The sequence below is a fragment of the Thalassobius vesicularis genome (genome assembly GCF_004799325.1).
In the GTDB taxonomy this organism is placed as follows: domain Bacteria; phylum Pseudomonadota; class Alphaproteobacteria; order Rhodobacterales; family Rhodobacteraceae; genus Thalassobius; species Thalassobius vesicularis.
The window spans coordinates 89,188-108,461 of sequence record NZ_SSMD01000004.1 but is presented as its reverse complement, the minus strand read 5'-3'; the positions used below and the strand labels follow the sequence as shown (position 1 = coordinate 108,461).

Below are 19,274 nucleotides of genomic sequence, written 5' to 3'. Positions count from 1 at the left end.
TTCAGCTGATCTGCAAGGGTTCGCGGGTCTGTTCGCGGGTCTTTTCCACCCAGCGGTTGATGACCGCCTGCGCCGCCAGTTCGTCATCCGCATCAATCGCGGCGCGCAGGTCACGCAGCGCGTTGGCCATCTCAAGCTCGGACAGATAGGTTTCCTGGGCGCGCATGATCTTGGGATGCGGGGTGGTCAGCATGTCGGGCGAAATCAGCAGCTCTTCGATCAGCTTTTCGCCGGGACGCAAGCCGGTGACGACGATCTCGATGTCGCCCTCGGGGTTGTGCTTGTCCATGACGCTGTAGCCTGCACCCTCGATCATCTGGCGGGCCAGTTTGCGGATCGGCACCAGTTCACCCATGTCCAGAACGAACAGATCCCCCCCGCGCGAGTAGGAGCCGGCCAGCAGCACCAGGCGCGCGGCCTCGGAGATGGTCATGAAGTAGCGGGCCACGTCGTTATGGGTCAGCGTGACGGGGCCACCACGGGCGATCTGTTCCTCGAACAGCGGAATGACCGAGCCGGAGGAGCCCAGCACATTGCCGAAGCGCACCATGGAAAAGCGGGTCGACTCGGACCGGGTGGCCAGGTCTTGCACGATCAGTTCGGCCAGACGCTTTGAGGCGCCCATGACGTTGGTCGGGCGCACGGCCTTGTCCGAGGACACCAGAATGAAGCGCGACACGCGGGCCTTGTAGGCGGCGTCGGCGATGGTCTTGGTGCCCAGCACGTTGTTGCGCAGGCCCGCGATCTGGTTCTTCTCGACCATCGGGACGTGCTTGTAGGCGGCGGCGTGCAGCACGACCTCGACCTTGTGCTTGGCCAGAACGTTGGCGCACAGGATCGGATCGGTGACCGAGCCGAGCACGGGTTCGATCGTGATGTTCTGGGTCAGGTCGAGGTCCTGAAGTTCCTTTTCGATCGTGTAGAGCGCCAGCTCCGAGTGATCCATCAGCACCAGCTTGTCCGGGCGGCAGGCCACCAGCTGGCGGCACAGTTCGGACCCGATCGAGCCCCCTGCCCCGGTGATCAGAATGCAACGGGCGTGATAGCTGTCGGCCACCTCGGGCAGTTCGGATTCCAGCTTGTTGCGGCCCAGCAGGTCGTCCAGCGACACCGGGGTGGTGCGCTTGCGCAGCTCTTTCCGCTCGATCAGTTCGGCGAAAGAGGGCAGCGAGTGGACCTCGCACCCCATCTGGCGCAGGCGCACGGCGATGCGGGCCTGCACGGCGGCCGTGGCCGAGGGCATCGCCAGAACGACGCGATCCACGGCCTTTTCGGCGATCAGTTCCTTGAGGTGGCTGGGCGCGAAAACCGGCGCGCCCGAGACGTTCAGACTTTGCAGTCGCGGGTTGTCATCGACGAAGGCGACCAGAACGACCGCATCGTCGGTGCGCAGCGCGGCGGCCAGCTGTTGGCCGGTCTGCCCGGCACCGTAAACGATGACACGGGTCCGGTTCTTGGCCCGGCGATACACCGACAGCAGAACATTTCGCATCAGATTCCGCGTCGCCACGACCCCGATCAGGAACATCATCCCGAAAACGGTGAAAGTCGCCGGCGCAAAGGGCGAATCAAGGACGATGTTCACGGCCAGACCCGCGACCGACAGGATCACCGTCAGAATGGCCGCAGGTTTCACCCCGCCGGTTTCAAAGGCGTTCAGGCGGATATTGGGCAATCCCAACAGCACCGAGGTGGCGCTGCCCAGCGCAACCAGGAAGGTCAGCAGGATCGAACCATTCCTTACCGTATGAATTTCATTGAATTTTTCGCCGAAAAGCAGCGCGGCCAGCCCGAAACAGGCAATGATCAACAGCGCGTCGATCAGAACGAATAGCTGAGCTTTCTTATGCGACGTCAGCGAAGTGACCAGCGCATAGAGGTCGATTTTCCGCCGCAAATACGTCCTCACCAATCGTTCACTCCACAGGTCGAAATGCCAAACTACTCTAAAAAATCAGTACGGAAGAACAAGATGGGCATAGTATATTGAAAAAAGGGGCAAAACCTCAAGGCGGGTATTCCTCACCCTCGGTTTTGCAGGCTGATCGTTGCCGAGTGCTGCATTGCGGCAACTAATGGATGCGGACGCGGCGGAAAACCGTCTTTACCATCAGCAGTATGTCCAGACACAGGTTGCGGTTGCGCTGGTAGATCAGGTCCAGACGCGCCTTTTGCGGCACGCAGCGGCGTTCGTAGACGGCCTCGGTTTCGGCGGGGGTGCGGCAAGTGGCCAGCAGCGATTCTTCGCGGCGGTGATAGACCAGCGTGGCCATGCCGGTGATGCCGGGGCGCGAGCGCAGCACTTGGGCGTAGAGGTCGGGGAAACGCTCGACATAGCGGCGCAGGGGCGGGCGCGGGCCGACAAAGCTGATATCGCCGCGCAGGACGTTCCACAGCTGGGGAATTTCATCCAGGCGGAAACGGCGCAGGTAGCCGCCGTTCTTGGTGATGCGGCTGGTCTTGTCCCCGCCCGAGACGCCGGAATCCGTGGCGACCGTGGTCATGGTGCGGAATTTCCACAGCATGAAGCCCTGCGTGGGCGTCTTCATCCGTTCCGAGATGTAGAGGATCGGGCGGCCGTCGCGCAGCAGGATCAGGCAGATGATGCAGCCAATGATGGGCAGCAACAGCAGGCCCAGAACCAGCGCGGCAGAGATGTCCAGCAGGCGTTTTGCGGGTGTCATGCGCGGCCCTCCAGGGTGAACCAGTCGGCGATGATGTGGGCCGGGTCTGCGTGTTGCGGTCCGAGGCCGGTCAGCGCGGCCATCCGGGTGCAATCCAGCGTGGCGGTCTGGCGGGCGCCGTCGGGGGCGGGCTGCCAGTCGAAGGGATGGCGGGCGGCGGTCAGCAGCGCCTCCATCCGGACGGGGGCGGGGGCGGCGAAGTTCAGGACGGGCGGCAGGGGTGCGGGGGCACTCGCCAGGCGGATCAGCGCGCGGGCCATGTCGGAGGGCGCGATGTAGCTGCGGGCGGGACCGTGACCATCGGCGAAGCGGTCCAGCCTTAGGGGTTGCGGATCGCCCGCCCAGCCGCGCCGGATCGAGGCGGCGAGGCTCTCGGCCCCGGCGACCGAACCGATGCGCAGGATGGTGCTGCCGGGGGCGCCGGTCAGCGCATGCTCCATCGCCAGCTTCGCGGCACCGTAGGGGTTGGTGGGGGCGGTCGGGGCGTCCTCGGCCACGGGCGCGTCCGAAGGCGAGTAGACCGCGACCGAGGAGCAATGCAGCACCCGCGAGGCCCCGCATTGCGCAGCGATGTCCTGCGCGGCCAAAGCCAGCGTGGTGTTCATGTCCAGATCGGCATCCGGGCCGGGGGTCACGCCCCAAAGCGCGATCACCGCATCGACCGCGCCGAACGGGTTCGGCTGGCCGGGTTGCCAGTGAATGCCGGGGCCCGAGCGCGATTGCAGGACCAGTTGGGCGTCGGGGGGCTGACGATCCCAAGCGGCGCAAAGCAGCCGCCCGACCCGCCCCGAGGCCCCCAGAACCAGTATGCGTTTGCCTGCCACGCGCGTGCCATCCTTGTCTGCCGAAGCCCCCACAGGACTAGCACCGCGCGGGCGCAGCGAACAAGGTCAATCGGGCCAATAGGGGGCGCGCAGCTCTCTCTTCAGGATCTTCCCGATCGAGGAACGAGGCAGGTCATCGCGGATTTCCACACCCGACAAGCGGTGGCTTTTGCCCAGACGGGCGTTGGCGTCGGCGCGGATTTGTTCGGCTGACCGCGTGGCCCCGTCGCGCAGGACGACCAGCCCCAGCGGGGTTTCGCCCCATTCCTCGGACGGGATACCGATGACGGCGGCATCCCGGACGTCGGGGTCGGCCAGCAGGATCAGCTCCAGATCGTTGGCGTAGATGTTCAGCCCGCCCGAGATGATCATGTCCTTCTTGCGGTCCGACAACACAAGGAAGCCATCCGCGTCAAAGCTGCCCATATCGCCCGAGCGGAAGAACTGCGTGCCGTCCGCCGCGGTCCAGATGTAGTCGGCGGTCAGGTCGTCGCGGCCGAAATACCCGCTCATCATCGCGGGGGCGCGGCCGACGATCTCGCCCACCTCGCCTTGCGGGACTTCGGTGCCATCGGGGCCGATCAGGCGAATATCGACGCCGGGGCCGGGCTGGCCCACGGTGTGCAGCTTGTCGGGGAATTCATGCGCGGCCAGAACGGTGACGCCGCCGCCCTCGGTCAGGCCGTAATATTCGAACAGCGCCCCCGGAAAGCGCGCCAGCACATCGCGTTTCACATCCTGCCGCAGCGGGGCCGAGGTCGAGAATTTCACCTTCATCGCGGACAGATCGAAGCTGTCGAAATCGGGGATATCCATGATGCGCTTGTACTGGACGGGCACCAGCATGGTGTGGGTGATACGCTCGGCCTCGGCCAGTTCCAGATAGCGGCGGGCGTCGAATTTCGGCATCAGAACGGCGGTCGAGCCGCCCACCATCGTCGGCAGGAAACTGACCAGCGTGGTGTTGGAATAAAGCGGCGTGGACAAGAGCGTGCGCGCGTGATCGCAATAGCCGCTCGGCTCGGCCCGGCTCATGTGGAGCGCGCGCATCCAGTGCGAATGCACGATCCCCTTGGGCGTGCCGGTCGTGCCAGAGGAATAGATCAGGTTGAACGGATCATCCCAGCCGATCGGCACCATCGGATCGGTCTCGGACGCGCTGGCCAGCAGCGGCTCATACTCAGCCTCGAACCGGATCACCGGACAGGGCGGATTGGGCATCAGGTCGCGGTATTGATCGGCCAGAAACAGCACCTTGGCCCCGCAATCCAGCAGCATCCGGTGCAACGCATCCGGCGCGGCCATCGTGGACAGCGGCGTGATGCAGGCCCCGGCACGCAGGCCACCGATGAACACCTCGGCATAGGCGGCCGAGTTCGGAGACAGCACCGCCACCCGATCCCCGACCTGCACCCCCATGCCGATCAGCGCATTCGCCACCCGGTTCACGCGGGCGTCGAACTGCGCCCAGCTCAGGCGGGTGTCACCGCAGATGATCGCCTCGGCCTGCGGGTCCTTCTGCGCAGCCTCGCGGATCATCTGAACAACGGTTTTATCGGGCAGCGTCTCGGGCTGCGGCGGCTTGATGGTAATCATGATGTCTCCTCCCTCCGCGACTATTGTCACGGGTCCGAGACAAGGCAAGCGTCAGACGATCCGAGCGACTTGCGACGTTCCGTCGGTTTCGGTGACCTCCAGATATTGCGCCCTCTGGTCCAGCTCGGCGAACAGCTCGGGGCCGGTTCCGGTCATCCACGCCTGCGCCTTCAGCGCGCAAATCTCGTCATAAAGCGCGGCACGGCGACCGGCATCCAGATGGGCGGCCACCTCGTCCAGCAACAGGATCGGCGGCGCCCCCAGGTCCCGCGCCAGGGCCCGCGCATTGGCCAGGATCAGCGACACCAACAGCGCCTTCTGCTCGCCGGTCGAGCAATCCTTGGCCGGCACCCCCTTGGCGGCAAACACCCCGTACAGATCGGCGCGATGCGGCCCCACCAAAGACCGCCCGGCGGCCAGATCGCGGAACCTGCTTTCGGCCAGGGCGGCGCGCAGATCGTCCTCGCCCTCGGGCATCTCGCCCTCGGTCTGCACCAGCTCCAGATCGGCCACGGGAAACGCGGTCTGCGCCTGATCCTGCGCACCCTGCAACAGCGCCAACGCGGCCTGCCGATTGGCATGGATCACCGCCCCGGTCCGCGCCATCTGCGCCTCCAACGCGGCATACCAGTGGGCATCGCGCACCTGGTCCTTCAGCAGGCGGTTCCGCTCGCGCATGGCCTTTTCGTAATCCAAAGACGCTTCGGCGTGATGCGGGAAAAACGACAGGGTCATGCGGTCCAGAAACCGCCGCCGCCCCTCGGCCCCTTCGATCCACAGCCGGTCCATTGCGGGCACCAGCCACAGCACGCGGCTGATGTCGCCCAGCATCCCCTGCGTCGCGGCCTTGCCGTCGATCCGCAACTGCCGGGCCGCCCCGCGCTCCGACCACATCTCGATCTCGTAAATCCCGGCCAGAGAGCGCAACACCCCGCTCACCTTCCAGCCCAGCACTTCGGGCCGGCGCGTCATCTCTTCGGCAGACGAGCGCCGCAGCCCCCGCCCCGGCGAAAACAGCGACACCGCTTCCAGAATGTTGGTCTTGCCCGCCCCGTTCGGCCCGTAAATCGCCACGGGCCGCCCATCGCACTCGATCCGCGCCACCTTGTGCGAGCGGAAATGCGACAGGGTCAGATGCGTCAGGAAAAGGCCGGACACGCCCCTGCCCTTCTTTCTGAATCAAATACTCTCGCCGAAGGCACGGGCGTCAGCCCGTTCAGACGCGCATCGGCATCACGACATAGACGGCGCTGGTGTCATTGCCTTCGCGCATCAGGGTCGGATCCCCGGCCGAGTTGAACAGGAACACGGCGTTTTCGCGGTCCACCTGGCTGGCGATCTCCAGCAGGTATTTCGCGTTGAAGCCGATCTCCAGCCGCTCGTCGCCATAGGCCACGGCCAGTTCTTCCTCAGCCGCACCGCTGTCGGGCGCGTTCACGGACAGGACCAGGCGATCTTCGTCCAGCGACATCTTCACGGCGCGCGAGCGTTCGGACGACACGGTCGCCACGCGGTCCACCGCGGCGGCGAATTCCGAGGCGTCCACCTCCAGCTTGCGGGTGTTGCCCTGGGGAATGACGCGGGTGTAGTCGGGGAAGGTCCCATCAATCACCTTGGATGTCAGGGTGATGTTGGGCGTCGCAAAACGGATCTTGGTTTCCGAGACGGACACGGCGATCTGCATCTCGTCATCGTCCAAGAGCTTGCGCAGCTCGCCCACGGTTTTGCGGGGCACGATCACGCCGGGCATGCCGTCGGCACCCTGCGGCAGATCGGCGTCGATGCGGGCCAGGCGGTGGCCGTCGGTGGCCACGGCGCGCAGCACCTTGCCGCCGTCCGAGGTGGACACGTGCAGGTAGACGCCGTTCAGGTAGTACCGGGTTTCCTCGGTCGAGATGGCGAATTTCGACTTGTCGAACAGGCGGCGCAGCATCGGCGCGGGCGCGCTGAAATTCGACGCGTATTCCGACGAGGCCATGACCGGGAAATCTTCCTTGGGCAGGGTCGCCAGATTGAAATGAGAGCGCCCGGCCTCGACGTTCAGGCGGCCTGCAACGCCGTCATCGGACAGCGTGACCAGCGCTCCGTCGGGCAGCTTGCGGACGATTTCGTGCAGGGTCACGGCGGACACGGTGGTGGCGCCGGCCTTTTCGACCATGGCGGCGGCCTTGTCCACGACCTCGATATCCAGGTCGGTGGCGCGGAACTGAACGGTGTTGCCGTCAGCCTCGATCAGGACGTTGGCAAGGATCGGGATGGTGTTGCGGCGTTCGACAACCGACTGCGCCTGCGCCACGGCTTTCAGAAGCGTTCCGCGTTCAATACTGAATTTCATACCCTTGCTCCTATCGTCTGGCGGCCAGATGCCGGGAGGGGCAAGGTAACCAATTCCCCATACGGCTCAAGCTCTTTCTTGCTTTGTCCGCTGGTTTGGAAGGCCCGTCAAGGGCTGCAAGGGCCGCTCGCGCTGCGAACGGCCCGGATGTTGGATTTACGCCTCAAGAGCGCGGCGAAGCAGCTCCAGATCTTCGGCGATCTGGCCATCGGTGGCGCGCAGCTCTTCGATCTTCTTGACGCCGTGCATGACGGTGGTGTGGTCGCGCCCGCCAAAGCGGCGGCCGATTTCCGGCAGCGAACGGCTGGTCAGCTGTTTGCACAGGTACATGGCGATCTGGCGCGGACGGGCAAAGGTGCGCACACGCTTGGGCCCGATCATGTCCGACAGGCGGATGTTGTAATGCTCGGACACCTTGCGCTGGATTTCCTCGACGGTGATCTTGCGCTCGGAGGCGCGCAGCACGTCGGCCAGGCAATCCTGGGTCAGCGCCATCGTGATCGGACGGCCGACCAGCGAGGCAAAGGCGAACAGACGGGTCAGCGCCCCTTCGAGCACGCGGACGTTGGTGCTGATCCGGTGCGCCAGGAATTCCAGCACGCCGCTTTCCAGCTTCAGCCCCGGGTATTGCAGGCGGTATTGCTCGACCTTGGACTGCAGGATGCCCAGGCGCAGTTCGTAATCGGTGGGGTGCAGGTCGACGACCAGGCCGCATTGCAGGCGCGACTTGATCCGCTCTTCCATATCCTTGATCTCGCCCGGCGCGCGGTCGGCGGAAATGATGATCTGCTTGTTCTGGTCCACCAGCGCGTTGAACGTGTGGAAGAACTCCTCTTGGGTCGAGTCCTTGCCAGCGATGAACTGCACGTCATCCACCATCAGCACGTCGACCGAGCGGAACAGCTGTTTGAAGTCCATCATCTTGCGGTCGCGCAGCGCCTGCACGAAGCGGTACATGAACTGTTCCGCCGACAGGTAAACGACGTTCAGATCGGGGCGACGCTGCTGCAGCTCCCATGCGATGGCGTGCATCAGGTGGGTCTTACCCAGACCGACGCCACCATAAAGGAACAGCGGGTTGAAGGTGACGGGACCGCCTTCGGCAACGCGGCGCGCGGCGGCGTGGGCCAGCTCGTTCGGCTTGCCGACAACGAAGGTGTCAAAGGTGAAGCGCGAATCCAGCGGGGCGTTCGGCAGCTGCTCATCGGCCGCACGAGGGGCCGGGGCGGCCTCAACCTCGTCCGGGCGGACGGCATGCGGACGGGTCACGGGGCGCGTGGGCATGTTGGCGGCGACACGGAAATTCAGACGGCGCACCGTGTGACCGGCCTGGCCCAGCTGGTGAAGAATCAGGTCACCGAAATTGCGCGAGACGTAATTGCCCAGAAAGGTGGTCGGCACGGTGAACGTGGCCACGCCTTCGGCGATTTCGTCAAATTCCAGCGGATCAATCCAGTTCTTGAAGTTACTCTGCCCAACGGTCCCCATCAGCGACTGCTTGAGTTGACCCCATTGTTCCTTCGTCATTTTTTCTTCCGTCCAGCCTGTTTCCCCAAGTCGCGGCAACAACACGCCGCCAAGCACTCGAACACTCAAAACACGGCAACGAAAGAGGAGTCCCGCTGTCACGATGCAGCAGGTTTTCAACCCTGTTTCGGTCCGTTTGCCCCCTTGGCCCAAAGCGATCCGGTCGTCCCTGATCCGGAGCGCCCATTGGGCACCAAAAGTGCGTCTTGCTGGACAAGTTGTGGTTTCCCACAAGAGTTTCATACGTCCCCGTTCGGCAGATCGAACGGGCGTCTTTAAACTCATAACTGATCCTGCGCCGCGTAGCAGTGAGCGCTTTGGATCAACCTGTCCCCCCAAGGCGATGTGAATCGCATGCCAAAGCTAGCAAGTCGCCTGCGGAGGGGGCAACCGATCTTCGGGGCTTGACTCGGAGATTCCGAAAAAGAATCTCCACCGCCCTTTCAGATGCGCCTCAAAAGCCACAGCCCGGCCGGAAAAGCAAAAGGCGCCCCAAAACGGGACGCCTTTGAAAATCTTGTATTTTCAGTCGTTTAGGCTGAAAAATCAGGCCATCGACTTCACGCGCGATGCCAGACGCGACATTTTGCGGGATGCGGTGTTCTTGTGGAAGACGCCTTTGGTGACGCCGCGCATCAGCTCGGGCTGAGCAGCTTGCAGAGCGGCCTGAGCGGCAGCCTGATCGCCCGATGCGATCGCTTCTTCGACTTTACGCAGGTAGGTGCGGATACGCGAACGACGGGCTTTGTTGACGTCCTGACGACGCTCGGTCTGACGGGCGCGTTTCTTTGCCTGGGGCGAGTTTGCCATTTCAAATCATCCCTTTGATTGGGGTTAACATTTCGATTGCACGCAACCCCATCTGACGGATCTCCCGTCGGGAATGATTCTAGCCAGAGCGGGCCTCACGCGCATGTATCGGGGGCGTATAGGCGCTGCGGCAGCAAAAGGCAACGCGTTTTTCGGGGCGCTGCTTTACCCACCGTTAATCTGCGCGCGCGAGGCTGGGTCATGCGAATCGTGCCCCCCATCCAGAAACGCGAACACCGGCCACTCTGGGCCGGTGTCCTGATGATTCTGGTGCGATGGCTTAGCGGTCGCGGAATTGCGGGGTCCGCTTTTCCACGAACGCAGCCATGCCTTCCTTCTGGTCCTCGGTGGCGAACATCGAGTGGAACAGACGGCGCTCGAACAGCAGCCCTTCGGCCAGCGGCACCTCGAAAGATCGATTTACGGCCTCCTTGATCGCACTGACCGAGATCATCGACTTCTCGGCGATCTTGGCGGCGGCGGCCATGGTTTCTTCCATCAGCTTCTTGGCGGGCACGATGCGGCTCACCAGTCCGGCGCGCTCGGCCTCTTCGGCGTCCATGAAACGGCCCGTCAGGTTCATGTCCATCGCCTTGGCCTTGCCAATGGCGCGGGTCAGGCGCTGCGTGCCGCCGATGCCGGCCATGACGCCCAGGTTCACCTCGGGCTGACCGAATTTCGCGGTATCCGAGGCGATGATGAAATCGCACAGCATCGCCAGCTCGCAACCACCGCCCAGGGCATAGCCCGACACGGCCGCGATGATCGGCTTGCGGACGCGACCGATTTCAGCGGTTTCGCCGCCGAACAGGTCTTCGGTGAAAACCTCGGTATAGCTTTTCTCGCTCATCATCTTGATGTCGGCCCCGGCGGCGAACGCCTTTTCCGAGCCGGTCAGAACGATGCAGCGCACCTTGTCATTCGCCTGGGCCGCGGTCATCGCGTCGGCCAGTTCCGTCAGCAATTGCGCATTCAGGGCGTTCAGGGCATCGGGCCGGTTGAGTTTCACCAGCGCGATGTGGTCTTCGATTTCGACGATGATCGTCTCGTAGGCCATGACTCCATGCCTTCCTTGTTTCCGGTCAAGGGTGATTGATGGCCCGTCCCGCCGCCCGGATCAAGCTATCTTTGACAAGTCGGACAGTAAAAGCTGGAGCGCCCCGACTGCACGATCCGGTGGATCAATGAGGCGCAGCCAGGTGTGGTGCAGGGGTTGCCCTCTTGGCCGTAAACCCGGAAATTGTGCTGAAAATAACCCAATTCGCCGTCCGCCTGACGGAAATCCTTCAGGCTGGAGCCCCCTGCCTCGATCGCTTCGGACAGCACCTGGCGGATGATCGGGACAAGTGCCGCGGCGCGGGGGGCGGCGATCTGTCCCGCCTTGCGTTTGGGGTGGATGCCGGCGCGAAACAGCGCCTCGCACACATATATATTGCCCAGACCGGCCACGATATGCTGATCCAGCAGCGCCGATTTGACGGGTGTCATGCGGTTTTTGAACGCCTCGACCAGGTAAGGTTCGTTGAAATCGTTGCCCAGCGGCTCGGGCCCGATGGCGGCCAGCAGTTTGTGCTGATCGGCAGTCGCGGTCTGCAACAGGTCCATCGCGCCAAAACGGCGGGGGTCGTTGAAGGTGACGCGCGCGCCGTTGTCCATGTCCAGCACGACGTGGTCATGTTTCTGCGCGGCCGGGTGATCGTGCACGAATTGGCCGAGCGGATCGCCCGACACCAGCATCCGCCCGGACATGCCGAGGTGAATCAGCAACGTCTCGCCCGACGCCAAATCCGCCAAGATGTATTTCGAGCGCCGCCGCAGCCCCAGAACGCGCTGACCGGTCAGCCGCTCGGCCATGCGGTCCGGAAAGGGCCAGCGCAGATCGGGCCGGTTCACCTGCGCGCGGGCGATCACGGCCCCCTCCATCGCGGGCAACAGGCCCCGGCGGACGGTTTCGACCTCGGGCAATTCGGGCATTGCGGCTCCTTTGACAGTTCGGCGCATTGCAGCGGCGGATCAGCGTCCTATAAGAAGGACCAGAACAAAGGACTGGCAAGAGCCCATGACCCAGACAGATCAGAAAACCACCCATTTCGGTTTCCAGGAAGTGCCCGAGCATGAAAAGGCCGGGCGCGTGCAGGGGGTGTTCGGCTCGGTCGCGTCGAAATACGACGTGATGAACGACGCGATGAGCATGGGCATCCACCGCATCTGGAAGGACGCGATGATGGATTGGCTGGCCCCGCGCCCGAACACCCGGCTGCTGGATGTGGCGGGGGGCACGGGCGATATCTCGTTCCGGTATCTGAAGCGCGCGGGACAGGCCCATGCCACGGTGTGCGACCTGACCGAACCGATGCTGGTGGCCGGCCGCCAACGCGCCGAGGCGTCAGCGATGGCCGACAGCCTGGACTGGGTGGTCGGCGACGCGATGAAGCTGCCCTTCGCGGACAACACCTTTGACGTTTACACGATCAGCTTTGGCATCCGGAACGTGACCCGCCCGCAAGAGGCCCTGAACGAGGCGTTCCGCGTCCTGCGCCCCGGCGGTCGCCTGATGGTGCTGGAGTTCAGCCAGATCCCGAACGAGCTGATGCAGAAAGTGTACGACCTGTACTCGTTCAACATCATCCCCAAGATGGGGCAGATGATCGCGAACGACCGGGACTCGTACCAGTATCTGGTTGAGTCCATTCGAAAATTCCCTGATCAGGACACGTTCCTGGGAATGGTCCAGAAGGCCGGGTTCGCCAATGCGAAATACCGGAACCTGACGATGGGCATCGCCTGCCTGCACTCGGGCTGGAAGGTCTGAGATGCGCGGACCCCACAATATCTGGCGGCTGATCCGCACCGGCGCCACCCTGGAACGTACTGGCGCAATGGGCGCCATTCTGGACGCGATGGACGCGCCGCGCCCCGTCCGTATCCTGGCCCGCACCGTGGCGTGGCCGTTTGCCTGGCTGGGCTACAAGGGTGACCCGTCGATGCCGCCCGCCACCCGCGCACTGACCGCGCTGGGGCCGGCCTATATCAAGTTCGGCCAGATTCTGAGCACCCGCCCCGACGTGGTGGGCGAGGAAATGGCCTGGCACCTGCGCGTGTTGCAGGACAAGCTGCCGCCGTTTTCCATCGAGCAGGCCAAAGCCGCCGTCGCGGCCGAGCTGGACCTGTCCGTCGAAGAGATTTTCGAGGAATTCAGCGAGCCTGTTGCCGCGGCCTCGATCGCGCAGGTGCATCGCGCGCGGCTGAAGGACACGGGCGAGCAAGTCGCCGTCAAGGTACTGCGCCCGGGAATCGAACGGGCGTTTCAGCGCGACATCGACGCGTTCTATTTCGCCGCCGATGTGATCGAATTCCTGTCCCCCGCCTCGCGCCGGTTGCGGCCCCGCGACGTGATCGAACATTTCGAAGGCGTCGTCATGGGCGAGCTGGACCTGCGGCTGGAGAGTGCCTCGGCCTCGGAATTCGCGGCGAACACGGTTAACGATCAGGGTTTCAAGCTGCCGCAGATCAAGTGGGGCCTGTCCGGCCGCCGCGTGATGACCATGACCTGGGCCGAGGGCGTGCCGCTGGGCGACAACGACGCCATCGACGCCGCCGGGCTGGATCGCCGCGTGTTGGGCGAACGGGTGCTGCAACTGTTCCTGAGCCACGCCCTGCGCGACGGCTATTTCCACGCGGACATGCACCAGGGCAACCTGAAGGTCGCGCATAATGGCGACATCATCGCCTATGATTTCGGGATCATGGGCCATATCGACGAATACACCCGGCGCGTCTATGCCGAGATCCTGTTCGGCTTTATCCAGCGCGATTACCAGCGCGTCGCCGAGGTGCATTTCGAGGCCGGATACGTGCCCAACGACCGCGACGTCGATGAATTTGCCCGCGCCCTGCGCGCCGTGGGCGAGCCGATTTTCGGGATGGACGCCACGCATATCTCGATGGGGCGGCTGCTGAACTACCTGTTCGAGGTGACCGAACGCTTCGGAATGGAAACCCGGACCGAGCTGATTCTGTTGCAACGCACGATGGTGGTGGTCGAGGGGGTGGCACGCTCGCTGCATCCGCAGATCAACATCTGGGAAGTCGCCAAACCGGTGGTGCAGGATTACATCACGCAATCCATGGGGCCGCTCGCCCTGGCCCGCGATCTGGGCAAGACCCTGCGCGTACTGACGCGTTTCGGCCCGCGCCTGCCCGGTCTGGTGGAAAACGCGTTGATCCGGCAGTCCACCGGCCCCGAGGAGCCTGCGAAACCGTCGGGCAAAGCGCCTGTTCTGTGGGCGATTCTGGGTGCGGTGATCGGCGGCGGGCTGGTCGCGGCGATCGAGGCGCTACTCTAACGCCGCCAACTCCAACTCCATCGCGCGGGCGTACGGGTGTGCGCCCCGCGCGGATTTCCACGCGCAATAGGCCGCCATCGCCCAGTGGTGCCACGGCTGCATCTGCTGGACCCGTACAGTGATCTGCGGGTCTTTGTAGGCGGACAGAAAGGCGTGTTGTTCGGACGGGTCCAGCGGTTGGCCCCGGTAAATCAGCTGCATCGCGGGCGACAGGAAAACCGCCAGATCCTCGACCGGGTCGCCCATCGCGGGGCATTGCCAGTCGATCAGACGCGGCCCGTCAAGCGTGACCACGATATTGCCCGGCACCACATCCCCATGCAGCAACGCCTGCGCGGTCGAACGGGCAACATGCCCCGACGGGCGGCACGCGGTCAGGCGCTGCGCGATCGGCCCCGGCAAGTCGGGCAGGAAACTGTCGACCATCCGCTCCACCGCGCCGGACCCACCGGGCAACTGGCGCGTCCCTTGCGGCGCGGGCATCGCGTGCAAGCGCCTTAACAGAGCGCCGACCGTCGCGGCATCGGCGTTCCAGGGTATCCCGTTCAAGTGCTGATACAGCAGGTAATGCGAACCATTCACCTGCCGCTGGTCCAGCAGTTTTGGCGCAATTTCAGTGCTTTCCAGATGCTGCAGGGTCAGCGCCTCGATCCTCGGGTCGTTCGGGAACCTCGGGTTATCGTCCTGCGGCGCGAATCGTTTGACCACCACGTCACGCACGCGCCAGAGCCGATTGGTCTGCCCGCCCTGCATGGGAGCCCAGTCCGCATCGGGCGGGATCAACCCCTCAGCCACAAGCTGAGACAGAAGGTGCGGATCGGGTGACATGGCGGCCCTGGTCGTCAAAAAAGGTGTGGCGACGCTAGGCGATCAGGGCCGGAACGGCAATCAGCCTTGGCGCACCCCGCTGACCTGATCCGAGTAAATCTCTCCCCCGCCGGCAAGCACCAGGACCACGGCCCCGGCATCGCTGCGCGCCTCGACGATGCGGGACCACGATTCGCCCGCGCTGGTGGCGGTCAGGTTCCCGTCGACGTAACTTTCGACCTGGAAAGTGTACAAACCGGCGGGCAGCGCCGTGCCGGTCGGGCCGGTCCCATCCCAGCTTGCAGTCTCCGAGGCGACGTCGATGTTCATCCTGTCCACCTCGACCCCGTTTTCATCGTAGACCACCAGCTGCGCGGTATCGGCGTAGTTGACCGGGCTGACCATGACATCGACCGGGGCATCCCCGTCGTAATAGGCGGGCCCCGAGGAGCGCCCTTCGAGGCCGATCCAGCCGGCCAGATCCGCCATGCCCGACTGGCTGCTCATGTAGATCAGACTGCCCAGCAGATCGTTCGTCAGCACCTGTTGTTCAAGCCCCGAAAACGTCGCCAGCTGCATCGCGTATTCCGACGAATCCATCGGGTTCAGCGGGTCCTGATTCTGCATCTGGACGGTCAGCATTTTCAGGAACGTCTCGAAATCCGAGTTCAGGACGGTGGCGGACTGCGCGGCGGAAGTATTCGAGACCCCGCTTGTCGCGGCTGCAATGGTGGTCATGATTGCTCCTTCAAAGTCTGATATCCAGGCCGGATTTGGCGACGTAGATCGGCGCCTCGTCCTCGGGTTGGGCCGCGACGGTGGCGGATCCGCCGCGCCCCGAGGGGGCCTGCTGCTGGCCGCGTTCGCCCGAATAGCTGATGTCGCCAAACCCCATGTCCCGCAGATCCTGCATCAATTCGGGCAGGTGGCGGCGCATCAGATCCAGCGTCTCGGGCCGTTCGGCCTGCACGACCAACATCACGCCGTGTTCCGTCTTGGCGGCGCTGAGCTGGACGCGGCCCAGTTCCTCTGGCGAGAGGCTGATTTCGATCGTATCACCGGCGGCGGGCGTGGCCTCGGTTAGTTGCTGCAGGATTTGGCGCGGGATGGTCGCACCCGGCTCCGTGGCACGAAAATGCGGGGCGGTGGTTTGAGGCTTGAATAATGCGTCCGTTGCAGCGCCCTCTGGTTGCTTCGCAACCCCCTCCACCTCGTCTGGCTGAGGCTGCGCGAATTCGGTTGTGTTGGGGTCGGGTTGCTGGGGGGGGGCCGTACGGTTGGCAAAGGGGGTTTCGACAGACGCCGCGTTGGTCTGCCGCTCTACGCGCAGGTCCGTGGGGTGTTCGGTGGGGGCGACGAATGCCTCTCTGACTGTCCTTGTTTGCTGCGGGACCAGCGGCTTGTCGGCAAGCATCGGAACCTCCCTCAGCTCGCCTTGCGGATGGACGCTTTGCGGGTCCCCCTCGGGCTCCGTTACGGTGGCTTCGTGGTGTGTTGGGTTTGTCTGCGGAACCAGAGGAAGGCGCGAGTCGGCTCCGGGTTGGGTCGACGCCGCGTGCGCTGCCGGAATCGACCAGTTTGACGCGATCAATTCGCCGGTATTGCGTTGCATCGCGTCGGGCGCAGTAGGCCGAAAAGCGGCATCGGTCCCCGCCGTTTGATCATACTGACCCACACCTGTTTGCGGCCAGAAACGCCCCGTTTCCAGAGGCTCTGCCATTGGCGGGTTAGCTGCGGTGGGCGCCGATATCCGGCCCGTGCGCGGCAGCACTTGAATCGCTTCAGCATCATCCGTCAGCACCGGGAAAACACCGTGCCCGGCGATGGCGCTGCGCGGTTTGGGGATTACCAAACCAACTTCCTCTGTCTCGGCGCCGGCGTCGGGGTCGTCGGTGACCGCCAGTAGCGGCAGGGCAACCAAGGGGTCGGACGCCTCAATGTCTTCCTCCTCTGGCGCGCCCTCATCTGCCTCAGGCGCGTCGGATTCGTCGGTCAGAGCCACGTCGGTTTCTGTCGTTTCCGGCGCGTCCTCGTGGCCCTGCTTGCCGATGGCTGGCTGCTGAATGGCCACCGATTTCAGCAACTCCTCGAACGAGACGCCGCGCAACATCACCGGACCGGGCGACCGATTTTCAGGCCCTTTCGCAATCCCGGACAACATGTTTGCCAATGCCGGACTCAACCGCATCGAACCCTCCGAATTTCTTTCGTTGGGCCTGAAAGTCGCGGATTTTGGTTACCGCTTCTTTACCGCTTCTCGGTCATCCTTGGAAAAACTCGCTCAAATTGGAGATACCCATGACTTCCGTCTCGCCCATTGCGCAGCCCCCTGACGCCCATCAGCAACAACTGCGGCAGGTCGCCCAGAAACTGGAAACGGCTTTTCTGTCCGAGATGTTGAAGGCCGCAGGAGTGGGAAAGCCGTCGGAGGCCTTTGGTGGTGGCGCCGGAGAGGAGCATTTTGCCTCGTTCCTGCGCGACGCACAGGCCGAACGGATGGTCGCCGCCGGTGGCATCGGGCTTGCCGAAACTTTTTTCAACGCATTGAAGGACAAAGAAAATGCACAGTGACAAAAAGCTGGCAGACAGCCTGATCGGCCTGCTGGAGGAAGAGCGGACGCTGCTGCTAAAGGGCGACCTGGCCGGTCTTTCTGGCCTGCTGGATCGCAAGCAGTCCCTGATCGAACAGCTGCAGGCCAATCCCGAGGGCGATCTTTCGGCGGTCCACGACAAACTGACCCGGAATCACGCGCTTCTGGGCAGCGCGATGGAGGGGATTCGCCAGGTTTCCGAGCGGCTGGAGGCGTTGAAACGGACGCGCCTGTCGCTGGCGACCTATGACCGTCAGGGACACCGCCAGACCATCGACACAACAACGTCGAAACGGTTCGAGAAACGCGCCTGAAAAACGGTTTGAGTCAAATCTGGATAATTCAATTTTGGGGTTTAGCACTCTCTTAGTCTTTGGTCGCACATGGTGATCCCGCATCCTTAGGGGTGGCACAGCGCAAAACATACGGCGCTGTACGGTCTGAAGGACCCTCGATCCGTCCTTTGGGGGCGGGATGATCAACAGGCCGCGAAAAGCGGCCAAGACCAGAGGTACATGCTATGTCCAGCATTCTGACCAACAACGGCGCAATGGTTGCGCTGCAAACCCTGAAATCGGTGAACGCCAACCTGGCGGAAACCCAGACCCAGATCTCGACGGGTAAATCCGTGGCGTCGGCCAAGGACAACTCGGCCGTCTGGGCCATCTCGAAAGTGATGGAATCGGATGTGACGGGCTTTCAGGCCATTTCCGACAGCCTTTCGCTGGGGGAATCGACGGTTGCCGTGGCTGCAAACGCCGCCGAAACCATCACCGACCTGCTGACCCAGATGAAAGAAAAGATCGTGTCGGCCCAGGGCAGTAACGTCGATCGGTCCAAGATCAACGACGATGTGACCGCGCTGAAGAACCAGATCGACTCGGTCGTCAGTGCCGCACAGTTCAACGGCCTGAACCTGGTGGACGGCTCGACTGGTTCGACGTCGATCCTGGCGTCGCTGGATCGCGACAGCTCGGGCAACGTGACCGCTTCGTCGATCACGGTGAACGCGCAGGATCTGTCCACCGGCGGCTATACCGCGAACGACATCTTCTCGGGTAGCTCGACCGGGTCTTCGGGTGACGGCGACACCGTTGCGCTGGTCCTGGACAACGGTGGCGGCAACGAGCAGATCGAGATCGCGGAAAACGGTGCGAACTTCGTCACCGGCGACAAGGTCAGCCTGACCGTTGGCGACCAGACGGTGTCGTATACCGTGACGGCCGACGACGCTGCGGCCACCACCACGGCCGACATCGTGGCAGTCGCACTGAAGTCCAAGATCGACGAGCTGGGGATCTCCGGCCTGACTGTCGACTATGACAGCGGCGCTGCGGGCACCCTGGACTTCACCAATGCCGGCGGCGTCGACCTGAGCATCAGCGGCCAGTTCACCAACGCAGGTTCGGGCGGTCTGGGTGCGATGGCCGGGATCGACGTATCGACCGCAGGTGGCGCAACCTCGGCGCTGGCAACCGTCGAGTCGCTGATCGACACGGCCATCACGGCGGCCGCGTCCTTCGGTTCGTCGCAGGGCCGGATCGAAACCCAGGCCGATTTCGTGTCGTCGCTGACTGACGCGTTGAAGTCGGGCATCGGGTCGATGGTGGACGCCGATATGGAAGAAGCCTCGGCGCGTCTGCAGGCCCTGCAAACGCAACAGCAGCTGGCCATCCAGTCGCTGTCGATCGCCAACCAGGCACCGCAGTCGATCCTGTCGCTGTTCCGGTAAGCGCAAACCGCGAGGCGCTTCG

Annotated in this window: 19 protein-coding genes; 6 read left to right on the top strand and 13 right to left on the bottom strand. The window is 63.7% G+C overall.

Annotated elements, in window-relative coordinates; translation table 11 throughout:
- Window position 1: 1 nt before the first annotated feature.
- The 10 genes from E7681_RS09495 to mutM all read right to left on the bottom strand — a co-directional run bounded on the left by E7681_RS09495 (window position 2) and on the right by mutM (window position 11,750).
- Entirely contained in the window at window positions 2-1,897 is a 1,896-nt protein-coding gene (locus tag E7681_RS09495) for a polysaccharide biosynthesis protein (RefSeq protein WP_136339053.1), read from the bottom strand.
- Window positions 1,898-2,072: 175 nt separating this feature from the next.
- A complete protein-coding gene (locus tag E7681_RS09490; protein WP_136339052.1) occupies window positions 2,073-2,684 on the bottom strand; it encodes a sugar transferase in 612 nt (203 codons plus the stop codon).
- Window positions 2,681-3,508: an NAD-dependent epimerase/dehydratase family protein gene (locus E7681_RS09485; protein ID WP_136339051.1), complete on the bottom strand. Its 828-nt coding sequence runs from the start codon at window positions 3,506-3,508 to the stop codon at window positions 2,681-2,683. The genes E7681_RS09490 and E7681_RS09485 overlap by 4 nt, the downstream gene beginning before the upstream one ends.
- A gap of 66 nt (window positions 3,509-3,574) precedes the next feature.
- Window positions 3,575-5,104, bottom strand: a complete 1,530-nt coding sequence (locus E7681_RS09480; protein ID WP_136339050.1) for a class I adenylate-forming enzyme family protein — start codon at window positions 5,102-5,104, stop codon at window positions 3,575-3,577.
- A 51-nt stretch (window positions 5,105-5,155) separates the two neighbouring features.
- On the bottom strand, window positions 5,156-6,262 hold the full coding sequence (recF, locus tag E7681_RS09475) for a DNA replication/repair protein RecF (protein ID WP_136339049.1): 1,107 nt from the start codon (window positions 6,260-6,262) through the stop codon (window positions 5,156-5,158).
- A gap of 58 nt (window positions 6,263-6,320) precedes the next feature.
- Window positions 6,321-7,439: a DNA polymerase III subunit beta gene (gene dnaN, locus E7681_RS09470; RefSeq protein ID WP_136339048.1), complete on the bottom strand. Its 1,119-nt coding sequence runs from the start codon at window positions 7,437-7,439 to the stop codon at window positions 6,321-6,323.
- 156 nt (window positions 7,440-7,595) lie between these two features.
- A complete protein-coding gene (gene dnaA / locus E7681_RS09465) occupies window positions 7,596-8,966 on the bottom strand; it encodes a chromosomal replication initiator protein DnaA (RefSeq protein ID WP_136339047.1) in 1,371 nt (456 codons plus the stop codon).
- A gap of 546 nt (window positions 8,967-9,512) precedes the next feature.
- Window positions 9,513-9,776: a 30S ribosomal protein S20 gene (gene rpsT / locus E7681_RS09460; protein ID WP_136339046.1), complete on the bottom strand. Its 264-nt coding sequence runs from the start codon at window positions 9,774-9,776 to the stop codon at window positions 9,513-9,515.
- A gap of 280 nt (window positions 9,777-10,056) precedes the next feature.
- Window positions 10,057-10,833, bottom strand: a complete 777-nt coding sequence (locus tag E7681_RS09455) for an enoyl-CoA hydratase (RefSeq protein ID WP_136339045.1) — start codon at window positions 10,831-10,833, stop codon at window positions 10,057-10,059.
- A gap of 65 nt (window positions 10,834-10,898) precedes the next feature.
- Complete coding sequence (mutM, locus tag E7681_RS09450) at window positions 10,899-11,750, bottom strand: bifunctional DNA-formamidopyrimidine glycosylase/DNA-(apurinic or apyrimidinic site) lyase (protein ID WP_136339044.1); 852 nt, start codon at window positions 11,748-11,750, stop codon at window positions 10,899-10,901.
- Between the two features lie 85 nt (window positions 11,751-11,835).
- Between mutM and ubiE the strand changes: the two genes are divergently transcribed.
- Window positions 11,836-12,588 carry a bifunctional demethylmenaquinone methyltransferase/2-methoxy-6-polyprenyl-1,4-benzoquinol methylase UbiE gene (ubiE, locus tag E7681_RS09445; protein WP_136339043.1) on the top strand — a complete coding sequence of 251 codons (753 nt, stop codon included), beginning with the start codon at window positions 11,836-11,838 and terminating at the stop codon, window positions 12,586-12,588.
- A gap of 1 nt (window position 12,589) precedes the next feature.
- On the top strand, window positions 12,590-14,122 hold the full coding sequence (gene ubiB / locus E7681_RS09440; RefSeq protein ID WP_136339042.1) for a 2-polyprenylphenol 6-hydroxylase: 1,533 nt from the start codon (window positions 12,590-12,592) through the stop codon (window positions 14,120-14,122).
- On the opposite strand, the gene E7681_RS09435 is transcribed toward ubiB, so the two are convergent.
- The 3 genes from E7681_RS09435 to E7681_RS09425 are packed head-to-tail and all read right to left on the bottom strand — an operon-like array spanning window position 14,114 to window position 17,012.
- Window positions 14,114-14,950 (bottom strand): phosphotransferase family protein, encoded by an 837-nt coding sequence (locus tag E7681_RS09435; protein ID WP_136339041.1) that lies wholly within the window; start codon window positions 14,948-14,950, stop codon window positions 14,114-14,116. The two genes, ubiB and E7681_RS09435, sit on opposite strands and share 9 nt — an antisense overlap.
- 60 nt (window positions 14,951-15,010) lie before the next feature.
- Complete coding sequence (locus E7681_RS09430; protein ID WP_136339040.1) at window positions 15,011-15,667, bottom strand: flagellar hook capping FlgD N-terminal domain-containing protein; 657 nt, start codon at window positions 15,665-15,667, stop codon at window positions 15,011-15,013.
- Between the two features lie 10 nt (window positions 15,668-15,677).
- The gene (locus E7681_RS09425; protein WP_211089783.1) at window positions 15,678-17,012 is read right to left on the bottom strand and encodes a flagellar hook-length control protein FliK; all 1,335 of its coding nucleotides are present in this window, start codon (window positions 17,010-17,012) and stop codon (window positions 15,678-15,680) included.
- Between E7681_RS09425 and E7681_RS18945 the strand changes: the two genes are divergently transcribed.
- The 4 genes from E7681_RS18945 (at window position 16,993) to E7681_RS09410 (ending at window position 19,252) form a co-directional block, all read left to right on the top strand.
- Complete coding sequence (locus E7681_RS18945; RefSeq protein ID WP_211089782.1) at window positions 16,993-17,262, top strand: hypothetical protein; 270 nt, start codon at window positions 16,993-16,995, stop codon at window positions 17,260-17,262. The genes E7681_RS09425 and E7681_RS18945 overlap by 20 nt on opposite strands.
- Entirely contained in the window at window positions 17,228-17,500 is a 273-nt protein-coding gene (locus tag E7681_RS09420; protein ID WP_136339038.1) for a rod-binding protein, read from the top strand. The genes E7681_RS18945 and E7681_RS09420 overlap by 35 nt, the downstream gene beginning before the upstream one ends.
- Entirely contained in the window at window positions 17,490-17,834 is a 345-nt protein-coding gene (locus E7681_RS09415) for a hypothetical protein (protein WP_136339037.1), read from the top strand. Before E7681_RS09420 ends, E7681_RS09415 begins: the two co-directional genes overlap by 11 nt.
- A 206-nt stretch (window positions 17,835-18,040) precedes the next feature.
- A complete protein-coding gene (locus E7681_RS09410) occupies window positions 18,041-19,252 on the top strand; it encodes a flagellin (RefSeq protein ID WP_136339036.1) in 1,212 nt (403 codons plus the stop codon).
- Window positions 19,253-19,274: the final 22 nt, after the last annotated feature.

What these genes read in the sequence shown, in the direction of transcription:
- E7681_RS09420 (WP_136339038.1), top strand. Translation starts at nt 17,228, where the DNA reads ATGACTTCCGTCTCGCCCATTGCGCAGCCCCCTGACGCCCATCAGCAA.
- E7681_RS09430 (WP_136339040.1), bottom strand. Translation starts at nt 15,667, where the DNA reads ATGACCACCATTGCAGCCGCGACAAGCGGGGTCTCGAATACTTCCGCC.
- E7681_RS09415 (WP_136339037.1), top strand. Translation starts at nt 17,490, where the DNA reads ATGCACAGTGACAAAAAGCTGGCAGACAGCCTGATCGGCCTGCTGGAG.
- E7681_RS09455 (WP_136339045.1), bottom strand. Translation starts at nt 10,833, where the DNA reads ATGGCCTACGAGACGATCATCGTCGAAATCGAAGACCACATCGCGCTG.
- rpsT (WP_136339046.1), bottom strand. Translation starts at nt 9,776, where the DNA reads ATGGCAAACTCGCCCCAGGCAAAGAAACGCGCCCGTCAGACCGAGCGT.
- E7681_RS09435 (WP_136339041.1), bottom strand. Translation starts at nt 14,950, where the DNA reads ATGTCACCCGATCCGCACCTTCTGTCTCAGCTTGTGGCTGAGGGGTTG.
- dnaA (WP_136339047.1), bottom strand. Translation starts at nt 8,966, where the DNA reads ATGACGAAGGAACAATGGGGTCAACTCAAGCAGTCGCTGATGGGGACC.
- ubiB (WP_136339042.1), top strand. Translation starts at nt 12,590, where the DNA reads ATGCGCGGACCCCACAATATCTGGCGGCTGATCCGCACCGGCGCCACC.
- E7681_RS09480 (WP_136339050.1), bottom strand. Translation starts at nt 5,104, where the DNA reads ATGATTACCATCAAGCCGCCGCAGCCCGAGACGCTGCCCGATAAAACC.
- mutM (WP_136339044.1), bottom strand. Translation starts at nt 11,750, where the DNA reads ATGCCCGAATTGCCCGAGGTCGAAACCGTCCGCCGGGGCCTGTTGCCC.
- E7681_RS18945 (WP_211089782.1), top strand. Translation starts at nt 16,993, where the DNA reads ATGGCCACCGATTTCAGCAACTCCTCGAACGAGACGCCGCGCAACATC.
- dnaN (WP_136339048.1), bottom strand. Translation starts at nt 7,439, where the DNA reads ATGAAATTCAGTATTGAACGCGGAACGCTTCTGAAAGCCGTGGCGCAG.
- ubiE (WP_136339043.1), top strand. Translation starts at nt 11,836, where the DNA reads ATGACCCAGACAGATCAGAAAACCACCCATTTCGGTTTCCAGGAAGTG.
- E7681_RS09490 (WP_136339052.1), bottom strand. Translation starts at nt 2,684, where the DNA reads ATGACACCCGCAAAACGCCTGCTGGACATCTCTGCCGCGCTGGTTCTG.
- E7681_RS09410 (WP_136339036.1), top strand. Translation starts at nt 18,041, where the DNA reads ATGTCCAGCATTCTGACCAACAACGGCGCAATGGTTGCGCTGCAAACC.